Annotated in this window: 10 protein-coding genes; 5 read left to right on the forward strand and 5 right to left on the reverse strand. The window is 62.7% G+C overall.

What is annotated here, in order from left to right:
• The first annotated feature begins 228 nt into the window (after positions 1-228).
• Complete coding sequence (locus tag AC56QX_RS15010) at positions 229-1,281, forward strand: HWE histidine kinase domain-containing protein (protein WP_497116995.1); 1,053 nt, start codon at positions 229-231, stop codon at positions 1,279-1,281.
• The gene (locus tag AC56QX_RS15015) at positions 1,274-1,639 is read left to right on the forward strand and encodes a response regulator (protein WP_497116996.1); all 366 of its coding nucleotides are present in this window, start codon (positions 1,274-1,276) and stop codon (positions 1,637-1,639) included. The genes AC56QX_RS15010 and AC56QX_RS15015 overlap by 8 nt, the downstream gene beginning before the upstream one ends.
• Before the next feature lie 42 nt (positions 1,640-1,681).
• Here AC56QX_RS15015 and AC56QX_RS15020 read toward each other — a convergent pair whose 3' ends face one another.
• The 5 genes from AC56QX_RS15020 to AC56QX_RS15040 all read right to left on the reverse strand — a co-directional run bounded on the left by AC56QX_RS15020 (position 1,682) and on the right by AC56QX_RS15040 (position 8,689).
• Positions 1,682-2,572: an alpha/beta fold hydrolase gene (locus AC56QX_RS15020; RefSeq protein WP_497117763.1), complete on the reverse strand. Its 891-nt coding sequence runs from the start codon at positions 2,570-2,572 to the stop codon at positions 1,682-1,684.
• 1,492 nt (positions 2,573-4,064) lie between these two features.
• Positions 4,065-5,069 (reverse strand): LacI family DNA-binding transcriptional regulator, encoded by a 1,005-nt coding sequence (locus tag AC56QX_RS15025; protein WP_497117765.1) that lies wholly within the window; start codon positions 5,067-5,069, stop codon positions 4,065-4,067.
• 148 nt (positions 5,070-5,217) lie between these two features.
• Positions 5,218-6,231, reverse strand: coding sequence for a zinc-dependent alcohol dehydrogenase family protein (locus AC56QX_RS15030; protein ID WP_497116997.1), 1,014 nt, complete (start codon positions 6,229-6,231; stop codon positions 5,218-5,220).
• A 39-nt stretch (positions 6,232-6,270) separates the two neighbouring features.
• Entirely contained in the window at positions 6,271-7,041 is a 771-nt protein-coding gene (locus tag AC56QX_RS15035; protein ID WP_497116998.1) for an L-iditol 2-dehydrogenase, read from the reverse strand.
• A 328-nt stretch (positions 7,042-7,369) separates the two neighbouring features.
• Complete coding sequence (locus tag AC56QX_RS15040) at positions 7,370-8,689, reverse strand: ABC transporter substrate-binding protein (RefSeq protein WP_497116999.1); 1,320 nt, start codon at positions 8,687-8,689, stop codon at positions 7,370-7,372.
• A 307-nt stretch (positions 8,690-8,996) separates the two neighbouring features.
• Between AC56QX_RS15040 and AC56QX_RS15045 the strand changes: the two genes are divergently transcribed.
• The 3 genes from AC56QX_RS15045 (at position 8,997) to AC56QX_RS15055 (ending at position 13,514) form a co-directional block, all read left to right on the forward strand.
• Entirely contained in the window at positions 8,997-9,977 is a 981-nt protein-coding gene (locus AC56QX_RS15045) for a tagatose kinase (RefSeq protein WP_497117001.1), read from the forward strand.
• Complete coding sequence (locus AC56QX_RS15050; protein ID WP_497117002.1) at positions 9,974-11,251, forward strand: D-tagatose-bisphosphate aldolase, class II, non-catalytic subunit; 1,278 nt, start codon at positions 9,974-9,976, stop codon at positions 11,249-11,251. The genes AC56QX_RS15045 and AC56QX_RS15050 overlap by 4 nt, the downstream gene beginning before the upstream one ends.
• 253 nt (positions 11,252-11,504) lie before the next feature.
• Positions 11,505-13,514, forward strand: a complete 2,010-nt coding sequence (locus AC56QX_RS15055; RefSeq protein ID WP_497117003.1) for a CocE/NonD family hydrolase — start codon at positions 11,505-11,507, stop codon at positions 13,512-13,514.

A 13,514-nucleotide genomic window follows, 5' to 3' on the forward strand; every position in this document is an offset into this window, starting at 1 on the left:
GTCAAGGAACGCGCGCCCAAACAATCGTTCCAGCGAGGATTGGCGTAGCGGCGGCCAATGAGCCGCGTGTGGAATGACTCGCTAATCGAGTGTCGGAAGCGTACAAAGCAAGGGTCGCCAGCCTATCAACGGGCGCTGGCGCTTGAAAGAGTCGATCACGCTTTCGCCCCTCCATGGGAGATGAGCGATGACGGTCACCGACATAGCGGACGCCGGTCGGTCAAGCACATGACCAGCGTAGTCGCCAAGTCCGAAGAGCAGCAGGACGCCGAAGCGGAAGTCGAAGGCTTTCAGGACGACCTCGGCCCCTTCGTTGTTGCCGCCGAGACAACACGGATGGCCATGGTCTTCACCGATGCAAAAGAGCCGGGCAATCCTATCATTTTTGCCAATGACGCCTTCCTCGCCCTGACCGGATACGCCAGGGAAGAAGTCCTGGGTCAGCCCTTCAATTTCCTGATGGCCGACGGCGCCGACGCCGGAGCGTTGAAACGCATCAAGGTCGAGTTCGAAGCCAATGCGGAGACGGGTGCGGAAATCCTTTACAGGCGCAAGGACGGCAGCGAATTCTGGGGAGCCCTTTTCGCCAGTCCTGTCCACGACAAGAGCGGCGCCATTGTCCAATATTTTACCTCCTTCGTCGATCTCACCAGACACAAGGAAGAGCAGGCGCAATCCAAAATGCTCATCGACGAATTGAACCATCGCGTGAAGAACACGCTGGCAACAGTGCAGTCGATCGTCTGGCAGGCGTCGCGAGTCAATTCCGATCCACGGGCGATCCGCGAAGCCGTCGAGTCCCGGTTGTTTGCGCTCTCCCGGTCGCACAATTTGCTAACCCGTGAAAATTGGCACAGCGCCGGGCTGCTCGATGTGCTTCACGATGCCCTGGAACCGTTCGACGTCACCGACGGGCGGGCGGAACGCCTGGTGATATCAGGCGAGAACATCCGCCTTTCGACAAGAGCGGCGCTGGCGCTCGGCATCGCCTTCAACGAACTCGCGACCAACGCGGTGAAATATGGTGCGTTTTCCAATGACAAAGGCTCGATCCGGATCGAATGGACGATCGAGCCGGCGCCGGATGACCGTCGATTGATCCTTTGCTGGCGGGAGAAGGATGGACCGCCGGTTACGCCACCGTCGCGACAAGGGTTCGGTTCGCGCGTGATCGAGCGCGGCCTCACCCACGAACTCGAAGGCACTGTGCAACTCGACTATCGCCCGGACGGGTTGATCTGCACGATGAACATTCCGATACCGGGAATTCACGATGGATAAACTGCTTGCCGGCCGGCGCATGCTCGTTGTCGAGGATGAAATTCTGGTGCTGATGATGATCGAGGACATGCTGGGCGATCTTGGATGCCAATCGGTGACCTCAGCCGCCACGATCGAAAAGGCGATCGCCCTGATCGAAACGCAGACGTTCGATGCCGTCATGCTGGACATGAACCTGGATGGCAACGACAGCAACGCCGTTGCCGACGCGCTTGCCGAACGCGGCATGCCGTTCATCTATTCGACTGGCAACACCGATCGCGACATGCGCGAAGGCTTCAGCAACCGTGCCGTCCTTCGCAAACCGTTCAGCTTTGATGAACTGACCAGCAAACTCGAAGACCTGCTTGCTGGCTGACCGAGGCAAGTAGGGCTCCATCTCTGGGCTAGGTATCGGCCATCACGCTGACGGGCCGGCCTCGGAGGTCGACTTTACACTCTGCAAGAAAGCCAGGATTTCTGACGCGAGCAGCTCTGGCGCCTCTTCAGCCATGTGGTGTCCACAGGCGATGGCGTTCCCCCGCAAGCTTGTCGTCCACGGGCGCCATACGCCGAGAATGTCGCCATAAAGCCGTTCCAGATCATCGTGCATCGACCATAGAACCATGGTGGGGCATTGGACCCGTCGGCCGGCACTTCGATCATCCGCGTCATGCAGATGGTCAAGCGAGAGGCCGGCCCTATAATCCTCGATCATCCCATGGACGACACGAGCGTCGAGAATAGCTGCCCTGTAGTCCGCAAACGACTCCGCACCCATCTGATCGGCGGAGCCTCCATACCAGGCTTCGGGGTTGGCCATGATCGCCTGTTCCGGTTTGTCGGGCTGGGCAAAGAAGAACCAGTGCCACCACTCCGTAGCGAAGCGGGCGTCGCATCGCTCCAGCGCTTCCAGGATGGGAACACTATCCATAACGATGAGATGCGTTATGGCGGATGGGTGATCCATCGCCATCCGGAAAGCGGTGTAGCTTCCGCGATCATGCCCGGCGACGGCAAAGCGATCAAAACCCAGATGGCGCATGAGCGCGACACAGTCCCTCGCCTTGGCGCGCTTGGATGAACCCGCATGATCGTGACTATCCCTTGGAATCGAAGACTGCCCGAAGCCACGGAGATCTGGACAAACAACCGTGTGGTTTTCCGCGAGAAGCGGCGCAACACGGTGCCACGTGGCGTGCGTGCGAGGATGACCATGCAGGAGCAGGACCGGTGGTCCTGAACCGCCGTGCCTGACCCGAAGCGTTGCCTCGGGCAGCTGGATTGTCTCAAGCTGAAAACCTTCGAACATCAAGATGCTAAACCTTGGCTGCGGTCGGAGGTTCCACCTCTGGTCGGAACCTACAACCGTCGTCGAAGGTTGATGTGGCAGACTGGGCGAGCGGAAGAGGCCGAAGGCGAGCCATCCGTCATGCGAGGCACAAATGGCCTACACCAACGGGGGCATACCCCAAGACGAGCCTTATGGAGCAATCCACTTTGCAAAGAAGCACGGTCTCACGCTCAGAGACGCCAAGTTCATCATTGCCGCGAATGGACCATCGCGCAGGACGTGTGACGCGGCAGCTGCTGCATTCGTGCGGAGTAAAGCCGCGAGGTTCAGGAAGTGGCTTCGCTGATTGCGCCAAGACACCAATGGATCGGCTTTGGTATCCTGCGTCCAGGATCAGCTATTCCTTCGAAGACGCAGATGCTGCCGACGCTCATGCAAGGCGATGAGCCCTGTCAGGGCCAAGTTCAGATCCTGGGCGGCTGTGTCGCACCTGACACGTGAAGGGCCGAAGTCCTTGGTGATCCGTCGTGCCTGGGCCTGCGTGATCCCGTGCTTCCTGGCGAAATAGGCGGTTTCATAGGGTTTTTGCACAGCCGTCAGCGCCATCTTTTCTTGTTATCGACCGGAAGAGGACGAACAGCCCCGGCCGAGAACGTGTATGTGGCAAAAGGATCCGGCCTGTGAGCGGGATGCCCATATCCAAATCGACCGCCGAAATCGCCTTCAGCATCCTGATGTCCGAGCGTGCCAGGCTTTTTCATGCAGCTAAAGAAATCGTCAGGCCGCTTGGTTCCTTGGTGGACCCGGACATGGTTTGTGAAACCTTTCCAGCCGAGGTGCGGGCCAGCGGTTCCGTTGGGCGGGTCATGCCCGATAGGTCCATCGGAACAACAATGCCATGCGGAACGTTGGTAGGTGTCAAGGTGACAGGAACAATCGATGCCCTACAGGGCAAGAGTGGTGAACGGCCAACCCGGCCGGGCGCGCTCAGGAGGCGTATATGGATATCACCACAATTCTGGTCATAGTTCTTATTGTTATCGTGCTGGGCGGCGGCGGCTTTTACGGCCGTGGACGCTGGTACTAGGTCCGAAATGGATAACCAGCACAACAGCATTCTGGAAGCTCGCTGGCTTCTTGCCATACCTCTCTCGCTTATCTTTGCGGTGCTTTTGGCCCGCTTGGTCCTCGCCTGAACCGAGGCAGTCAGTAAGTCATCTCCTGAGGCTGTGTGCTGGCAGTGACATCTCCCCGACATCACTGCTGTCGGGGCCTGTGCCCGAACGGCCCGAGTCCTCCACCGGAGCGCGGGCTTTTTTTCGTCCTGGAAACAGTCCTGATCTCCTCCACAGGTCGAAGGACGATCTTTTTCGATCAACCTGCGGCGGCTAGCGGACGTGGAGGCTAAGGGGCGGTAGCCGGTCCGTAATCTCGGTGCCGGTTCGTCATCGAACACGGGAACATACTAAGGAAAATGGCTGGACCACCCCGATGCGCATTCAGCGCAAATTCAGGCTGAGCTTCGCAGCATCAGTTCGGCGTTGAGCAGAATGCGTCCGCTTTCGCGTTTCGCCGCCTTTTCATCCAGCCGCGCCAGCAGCAGCTCGATGGCCAGGCGGCCGATCTCGTTGTAGTTCTGCGCGACCGTCGTGATCGGCGGGCAGGCATAGCGCGACAATGGATGGTCGTCGTGTCCGGCAACCCGCAGGTCGCAATCGGCGCCATGGCCGACCTTCAAGCCGAGCTGGAACGCGGCGGCGATCACGCCAAAGGCAACACGGTCGTTGGCGCAAAGCACCGTTTTCGTCGGAAAACCTTGCGCCTGCAGGATGCGAAGCGCTTCGTCAAAGCCGAATTTTTCGAAATCCCACGATCTGATGTCGGCGACGGGCACGATTTCAGGCGTCATCTTGAACTGCTGCATGGCCTCGACATAGGCGTCCTGCCTCGCCTGGGCGTTGTTGTTGACGAGCGGCATGGCGAAGTAGCAGGGGGGTTCGCCAGACCTGCAGAGATAGTCGACGATGAGCCGAAAACTCTGCCTGTTGTCGGTGCCGACGAACGAGGAGGTCTCGTCAAGCGGCGAGTCGACATAGATCAACGGGATGCTCGATCCGAGTTCGGCCAGGATCCGGTGATGAGACTGCACGCCGAGCGGCGCGATTATGGCGCCGGCGATGTTCATCGATCGGAACGTCTGGATCGCCTGGTCTTCCATTTCGGGGCGCCCGTCGGAGGAGAGCACGAACGCCAGGAAGCCGGCTTCATTGGCGATCGTCTCGATGCGGCGCGTCAGCGCCATGTAGAACGGATCCGTCGAATTGGGGATGATGACGCCCAGTATGTTGCTGCGGCGGCGATTGAGATTGACGGCGAACATGCTCGGCCGGAAGTCGGACTTCTTCAGCGCAGCCTCGATCGCGCTGCGGGTGTTTTGCCTCACCGAACCGGGATCGTTGAAATATTTGGAAACCGTCGTGCGGGACAGACCGACAAAGGCGGAAAAATCCTCCATCGTTCTTATCGTCTTCGCCATCCATGGCCCCCTGTTTGCACCCGCCGTCTCGACCTTCTACTTGAGTCACCTATTTGCGCAAAGCCGGAGGGGTTTTCTCCCGGGTGCGCAAACGATCGGCCCGCAAGGGGAAGCCGTATAGCCCTGGCTACGCTTGCGCGGAAAACTGCACCTTCATCGTCGTTGGGTCGCCGCTGCTCTTGGCAAAGAACGGCAGCAATTGCGACAGCGGCAACTGATGGCTGACAAGCCGCGCCATCGTGCCGTCGTCGCGTTTGAGGATATCGAGCGCCTGCGGGATGTTGCGGTTCAACGAATGCGAACCCGCCAGCCTGATCTGCCGGCGGAAGATTTCGAACGGGGCGACCGAGATCCTGGCATCGGGCGCGCAGACGCCGAAGACCAGTGCCGTGCCGCCATCGGCGGTGAAGCCGATCATGCCTTCGACCACCTTGGCGACGCCGGTTGCGTCGGCGACGAAATCGAAGCCGCGCGCCCGCGTCGACAGGGCCTGCGATCCGGACACCAACGGTTCCAGCCCGAGCGCCTCGGCGAAGGCCAGGCGCTGTTCGCTGATGTCGGCGACCGCCACGCTTGCCACGCCCTTGGCCCTGAGCGACAGCGCCAGCAGCAGGCCGATCGGCCCGGCGCCGAAGACCAGCGCATTGCCGGGTACGCTCCTGCCGGCCTCGACCCCGGCGGCACTGAGACCGTTGAGGACGCAGGCGAGCGGCTCGGCAAGGGCCGCCGTATCGAAGGCGAGATCGCCGATCCCATGCAGATGGTCGACGGCAACCATGCTGAATTCCGCGAAGCCGCCATTTTCGGTGACGCCGTAGGCCTTCAGGCTGGCGCACAGATTGGTCAGGCCTTTCCGGCAGGCGGCGCAGTGCCCGCACGGTATGTTGGGATCGACGGCAACCCTGTCGCCCGGCTTGACGGTGGTGACATCGTCGGCGACCGCCTCGACCGTGCCAGCATATTCGTGGCCGGGGACCAGGGGAAACGCACCTTCGCCGTAGCGGCCATGCAGCACCTCGATGTCGGTATGGCAAAGGCCGGCGGCGCGGACGCGCACCAAAGCGTGTCCAGGCTTGACCTTTGGCAGCTCCAGATCCGCCATGCCGGCGACGCCTGCAGCGGTAAATCGGATGGCCTTCATCGCAGTCTCCCTTGTCTCGGCAGCGCGGCTTGCAGCGCGTCAGCTCATCCAGTTGCCGCCATCGACATTATAGGTTTGCGCCAGGATGTAGTCGCTGTCGGACGAGGCGAGGAACACGGCAAGCCCGGCAATATCCTCGGGGTTGGCGAAGCGGCCGATCGGCACGGACTTGGCCACCGCCGCCTTCTTCTCGCCGGGCTTCAGGCCCTCCCAGCGGGCGAAGTGCGCGTCGACGACCTCCCAGTGTTCGCCGTCGACGACGCCGGGCGCGATGGCGTTGACGTTGATGCCATGCTTGACCAGCGCCAATGCCGCCGACTGCGTCGCCGAGATGATCGCTGCCTTGGAGGCGCAATAAAGCGTCACCAGCGCCTCGCCGCGGCGGCCGGCCTGGCTTGCCATGTTGATGATCTTGCCGCCGCGACCGCGCTTGATCATCAGATTGGCCACCGCCTTCATCATGAATAGCGGCCCCTTGAGATTGATGGCGAAGACCTTGTCGTAGCTCGCTTCGGTGATGTCGGTGATCGGTGCCATGTCGAAGATGGCGGCGTTGTTGACCAGGATATCGATGCCGCCGGACGCGCGGTCGACCTCCGCCGCGACCCTGTCGATCGCATCGAGGTCGGTGACATCGAGTTTGACGGCGCTGGCCGCCGAGCCGATTGCGGCGGCGGCCCGCGTCGCGCGGTCGATGTCGATATCGGCAATCACCACGCTGGCACCTTCACGCGCGAAAGCTTGCGCGAAGCCGAGGCCAATGCCGCGCGCGCCGCCGGTGATCAGGGCCGTCTTGCTCTTCAGTTTCATGTCCGGTTCCAGCCTTTCCCGACTGTTCGAAACGATATTTGGTCGAAACGATATTTGGCGCCTGCCGGCGTATGCGTGGCGGCGCCTTGTCTGGCAATTCCGATGGGAAAACCGTTACACGCTTTTCGCCAGATTGCCGCGAGGAACGCACGGACCTGCCGATTGCTCAGGCAATTCCGGAGGGAAAACCGCACCGCAATTTTCCTGGAGTTGCCTCGGCCGATCCGTGCATCCTCCCGGCCCGCTGCAACGGGAGGTATGACAGGCCGGGATCGCCAGGAGGCGGCGCACGTTCCGCCCCCTGGTCTGGTCGTGTGGCTCGAGCCCCCTATTTGATGTAGCCCGCTTCCGTCATCGTCTTCTCCACTGCGGTCTGGGCGCCGTTGAGCGCATCATCGACCGACTGCTGACCGGTCACCGCAGCGGCAATCGCCTGACCGACATCGGTTCCAATGCCCTGGAATTCGGGGATGGCGACGAACTGGATGCCGGTATAGGGAACCGGATCCTTGGTCTGCTTGGTCGGGTCGGCGGATTCGATCGCGGCAAGCACCGTCGCGGCGAAGGGCGCCGCCTTCTGGTAGTCGGCGCTTGCATAGGTCGACTTGCGCGTTCCCGGAGGTGCCGCGACCCAGCCTTCGGTCTCGCCGACGCGCTGGACATAGGCTTTCGAGGTCGCCCACTTGACGAAGGATTTTGCCACATCCGCCTTCTTGGTCGAGGTCGGGATGGCGAGGCTCCATGCCCAGCCCCAGGCCGAACCGTTTGGCGTGACCGCCACCGGCGCCTTGGCGAAGGCAACCTTGTCGGCGACCTTGCTTTGCTTGGGATCATAGACGCGACCCGCGGCGGACGTGGCGTCGATCCACATGGCGCAATGGCCGGAGGCGAACAAGGTCTGGTTCTCGTTGAAGCCGTTGGAGCTTATTCCCGGAGGTCCATCCTTCTTCATCGTGTCGACATACCAGCCGATCGCCTTCTTCCACGCATCCGAATTGAGCTGCGGCTTCCAGTCCATATCGAACCAGCGGCCGCCGAACGTGTTCACCAGCGTGCCGACGAAGGCCATGTTCTCGCCCCAACCCGGCTTGCCGCGCAGGCACAGGCCGTATTGCTCCTTCGACTTGTCGGTGAGCTTGTCGGCGAATTCCGTGATCTGGTCATAGGTCGGCTGCTCCGGCATCTTCAGGCCGGCGGCGTCGAACAGATCCTTGCGGTAGAGTGTGAACGAGCTTTCGGCGTAGAAGGGCACGGCATAGAGCTTGCCGTCGACCGTCAGGCCGCTGCGCACCGGCGCGATCAGGTCGTCATAGTCATAATCGTCGCCGAGATCGTTGAGCGATGTCAGCCAGCCGCTCTTGCCCCAGATCGGCGTCTCATAGCCGCCAATCGTCATCACGTCGAACTGGCCGCCCTTGGTGGCGATGTCGGTGGTGACCCGCTCGCGCAGCACGTTCTCCTCGAGCACCACCCAGTTCACCTTGTTTCCTGTCGCCTTCTCCCATTCGGGCGACAGCTTCTGCATGATGATCATGTCGCCATTGTTGACTGTCGCAACCGTGATCTCCTCGGACAGGGCGGCATTTGCCGCCAGTGCCGAAACGGCGGCCGACAGGCCAAGAATTCCGATACGCTTACCGATAGGCATTTCGTCTCCTCCTTTACGAATGCGCATGTGTAAGTGGACATGCGTATACATTTTATTGCGCTATGAGAAAGCCGAGTCAAGGCGGCCATGCTTGATTCCGGTGCCATGCGATCGCCAGGCGAGTTGATGTTCCTGATTTGGCATGTCTAGGAAGGCCGCACGCGCAGCAAAATAAGTGTACATGCGTGCAGTTTGTGTTGACTTCGAGCTTGCCGCGATTTACCTCGGCTGCAGCCAAGCGCTATCGTTGGGCTGGTGCTATCGTGACGGCATCCGGTCCGGCTGGGGGAGAGAAGGAATTGCAGCAATGAGCCGCCGAAGGCAGATCGCCTCCGAAGCCGCGGGGCCGACGATTACCGCCGGCGAAATCCTGGTCGAGATCATGGCGACGGACCCCGGTCTGGGTTTCCTCGAACCACTGACGCTGGTCGGCCCATTCCCCAGCGGCGCGCCGGCTATATTCATCGACCAGGTGGCAAGACTGGGCGGCGGCGCCGGGCTCATCGGCTGCGTCGGCCGCGACGATTTCGGAACGATCAACCTGGAAAGGCTGAGACGCGACGGCGTCGACGTCTCGGCCGTCTCGGTCAGCGACCGCTACCCCACGGGAAGCGCTTTCGTGCGCTACAGGCCGGACGGCGGCAGGGACTTCGTCTACAACATCGCCGAATCCGCCGCCGGGCAAATCCGTCTCACCGACGCCGCGCGCGAGCTGGCGGACAGGGCCGGCCATCTGCATGTCATGGGCTCGACCTTGTCGGTGGCCGGGCTGAAGGAGATCGTCGCCTATGCCTTGAAATCGGTGCGGGCCCGTGGTGGCTCGACCTCTTTCGATCCGAATGTGCGCAAGGAGCTGATCGACGGCGCCGACGGCGCGCAATTTTCAGCGCTGGTCGACGATGCCGATCTGTTGTTGCCCTCCGGCGACGAGTTGCTTGCCGCCGCCGGGGTCGACGACGAATGCCAGGCGGTGAAGGCGTTGTTTGCCAGGGGCGTCGGCGAGATCGTGCTGAAGCGCGGGGCCGCCGGCTCGTCCTGGTTCGGCGCCGACGGCGCCAGGATCGACTGCCCCGGTTTCCGGGTCGAGGAAGTCGACCCGACCGGCGCCGGCGACTGTTTCGGCGCCACCTATCTCACTTGCCGGCGCAAGGGCATGGAGCCGGCCAAGGCGCTGTTTTATGCCAATGCCGCCGGCGCCCGCAACGTCACGCGGCGTGGACCCATGGAAGGCACCGCCGGCTTCGATGTGCTGGACGGCTTCATTGCCGGGACGCAGAGGGCGACATGACGATCAACCCGCTCGCAGGCCTCGCCACCGCGCGCAGAAACGGGTCGCCCTACGGCATCACCTCGATCTGCTCGGCCCATCCGCTGGTGATCCAGACGGCCATCCGGCGCGCCGTCAGGGACAAGGAAAGCAGCCTGCTGATCGAGGCGACCTGCAATCAGGTCAACCAGTTCGGCGGCTATACCGGGATGAGCCCGGATTTGTTCATCGCCTTCGTGCTCGAGATCGCCGCTAAGGAAGGCCTCGACCCCTCGCGCATCATCTTCGGCGGCGATCATCTGGGACCGAACCCGTGGCGTACGGAGCCGGCGGCACAAGCGATGAGCAAGGCCGAAGCCATGGTCACCGCCTATGTCTGGGCCGGCTTCAGCAAGATCCATCTCGACGCGTCGATGGGTTGTGCCGGCGAGCCGGCGGCGCTGGACGACGAGACCATCGCGACACGGGCCGCGCGGCTGGCCAAGGCAGCCGAAAAGGCGGCACGCGCCATCGGTGGCGCCTTGCCGGTCTACATTATCGGCACCGAGGTTCCCGCTCCCGGCGGCGTTGACCATGCGATCAACGACCTGCAGCCCACCGAAGCGGCGGCGGCGCGGCGCACGATCGAGGTGCATCGCGAGATCTTTGCCAGGGAAGGGCTGACGGAAGCATTTGGCCGCGTCATCGCCGTGGTGGTGCAGCCGGGCGTCGAGTTCGGCAGCCAGAACGTTGTCGCCTACAGACCGGAGGCGTCGAAGCCACTGACCGGTTTGCTCGACGAGGAACCGTCCCTCGTCTACGAGGCGCATTCGACCGACTACCAGAGCCGCGCTGCGTTGACCGCCCTTGTCGGCAACGGCTTTCCGATCCTTAAAGTGGGTCCAGGCCTGACCTTTGCGCTGCGCGAGGCGCTTTACGGGCTCGACCTGATCGCGTCCGAAATGATCGCGGACTATGACGACAGGTCGCTTGCCCGCACGATGGAACGCGTGATGCTGGCCGCTCCCGGCCATTGGAACGGCCACTATCACGGCAATGAAGCCGATCGCTATCTGCAGCGCCACTACAGCTACAGCGACCGCATCCGCTATTATTGGAGCAACCCAACGGCCAGCGTTGCCGTCGGCCGCCTGCGTGAGGCGCTTGCCGGCGCGGCCATTCCCGAAACGCTGATGCGGCAGTTCCTGCCGACGCTGCCGTCCGGGCTTGGACCGGCCGGCAATCCCGAGGCCATTTTTCACGCAGCGATCGGCCAGGTGTTGGACGACTACGACGCCGCTTGCCGCATCGCCTGAACTTGCATCGTTGCTGGAGAGGCGCATCCGCCTCGACTATTCCGGAACCGAGATGATCCTCGTGCCGAGGGACTGCATCCACTGACGCGGCGCCTCCAGCTCTATATAGGCCTCCATTCGACCGGAAAGTCTAACGGCGCGTCACGGCCGTCGAAGAACGGTTCGCATTCAGCGTCAAAAAGACGAAGCGGGATTGCGCCGCAAATGCTCTTGTTGTACGAACGTTCAACAAGAGCATTTGCGGGTACCTGCCGTGGTACGAACCGAGTTTCCCTTTGCCGTCGAAACCGTCGATCCGCTGTGGATCACGCTGGCCGACGGCACCCGCATTGCCGCGACGCTTTGGCGTCCGCGCACCGTGGACAAGGTGCCGGTCGTCGTGGAGATGGTGCCCTATCGCCGCCGCGACGGCACCGTTGCGCGCGACATCGACATCCATCCATGGCTCGCCGGTCACGGCATTGCCTGCGCCCGCATAGACATTCGCGGCAGCGGCGATTCCGACGGCGATCTGGCCGACGAATATCTGCCGCGCGAGCAGGAAGACGCCTGCGAGATCATTGCCCATCTCGCGGCCCAGGCCTGGTGCAACGGCAATATCGGCATGACCGGCATTTCCTGGGGCGGCTTCAACGCGCTGCAGGTCGCGGCGCGGCGTCCGCCGGCCCTGAAGGCCATCATCACCAACTGCGCCACCGACGACCGCTACGCCGACGACATCCATTATATGGGCGGCGCGCTGCTCACCGAGCAGGAGATGTGGTCGAACTTCATGCTGGTGAAGAAGGCGATGGCGCCCGATCCGCAAATCGTCGGCGACGCCTGGCGTGCCATGTGGATGAGCCGGCTTGCGGCGACGAGCTCGCTGTCGGAAGTGTGGCTCGCGCATCAGCGCCGTGACGATTATTGGCGGCAGGGCTCCGTCTGCGAAGACCACGCCGCCATCGAATGCGCCGTCATGGCCGTCTGCGGCTGGGAGGACAGCTATTCGAACTTCGTGCCGCGCCTGCTCGAACATCTGCCGGGGCCGAAGCTCGGCATTGTCGGGCCGTGGTCGCATGCCTATCCCTGCCGTGGCGCGCCGGGGCCGCTGATCGGCTATCTGCAGGAGGCGCTGCGCTGGTGGCGCCATTGGCTCTGCGGCGAAGACACCGGCATCATGGATGAGCCGCTCTACCGCGTCTGGGTCACCGGCGAAGAACGACCGCAACCTTTTTACCTGCCCGATCATGCCGGCAGCTGGGCTGCCGAGGATCAGTGGCCGTCGCCGCGCGTCGAGCGCCGCGCTCTGCATCTGAACGCAGCCGGCTTGGGCAGCGAACCCGCGAAGGGTAGGGTGCTCACGGTCCGCTCGCCGGCCACCGCCGGGCGCGATTGCGGCCGCTGGGGCGGCTATGGCGGCTCCTGTCCGGACATGCCGATCGACCAGCGCCGTGAGGACGGCATGGCACTGTGCTTCGATACGCAGCCGTTGGAGGACGACCTGACCTTGCTCGGCGCTCCCGAGCTCGATCTGCTCGTCACGGTCGACCAGCCGCATGTCAATCTGGCGGCCCGGCTCTGCGATGTCTATCCCGACGGCACTTCGGCGCTGATGACCTACGGCGTGCTCAATCTCAGCCACCGCGACAGCCATGAGCATCCCACACCATGTCCGGTTGGGACGCCCTTCCGCGTCAAGCTGAAGCTCAACGATTTCGCCCGCACTGTGCCCAAGGGCCATCGCATCCGTCTGGCGCTGGCCAACCAGCACTGGCCGATCCTTTGGCCGCAGCCGCACCTGTCGACGCTGTCGGTCGCGACCGGCGACAGCACGGTGGTGCTGCCGGTGCGCCCGCCATCGGCTCGCGATCGCGACGTCCGCTTCGAGCCGGCCGAAACCGCGCCGCCGGTTCCGACGACGACACTGGACGAGGGTTTTGATCGCCGCATCGTCACCGAGGATGTCGGCTCTGGCGTACAGACCATCGCGCTGTCCTCCGACCACGGCCGCCGGCGCTATGACGATCGCGGCATCACCGTCTCCTCGGCCAACAGCGACACGATGAGCATCCGTGCCGACGATCCGCTGTCGGCAAAGCTCGTCACCGAATATCGCTGGGCGATTGCCAGCGGCGGGGCCGACACCGAGGCGATCGCCGTGACCGAGTTCACATCCGACGAGACCCATTTCAACCTGAGTTGGCGGCTCGAGGCGCGAGAACGGGGAACGCTCGTCCACAGCGCCTCGGCAACCCGGCGCATCAGGCGCGAATTCGCCTGA

The organism is Mesorhizobium sp. RCAM 06353, from assembly GCF_059683585.1.